This window comes from Bacillus sp. SIMBA_154 (genome assembly GCF_046536015.1).
Classification (GTDB): Bacteria; Bacillota; Bacilli; order Bacillales; family Bacillaceae; genus Bacillus; species Bacillus pumilus_P.
Genome location: NZ_JAWJBV010000417.1, coordinates 1 through 256 on the forward strand (window position 1 = coordinate 1; position 256 = coordinate 256).

The 256-nt window shown below is 55.1% G+C and carries 1 protein-coding gene; it reads right to left on the reverse strand.

The window, feature by feature from the left end:
- Nucleotides 1-256: hypothetical protein (locus tag R0K30_RS22600; protein WP_410613157.1), on the reverse strand; the 256-nt coding region annotated here is incomplete at both ends.

Here is a 256-nt window from a genome sequence, read left to right on the forward strand (position 1 = left end):
TGCGACGGCAGTTCAGCATGCGAGATTCCATCAAAGGCACATGGGACTGGCACCTTGTCGTCTCCACGTCTCATTCGATAAATCTCGCTACCCCCATAGCGATCGTGGTAATCGGCGAAGAGCCCAGACGGGCCGTAGGATTGGAGGAGAATTTCGTCGTCCGAAACGTACTGCGCCTGCCCCCCTTCGACAAACTTGAACAAACCCGAGAAAGGCCGTTCCGTGCCGCTTGAAAGGTCAAATTCCCAGAGATCGA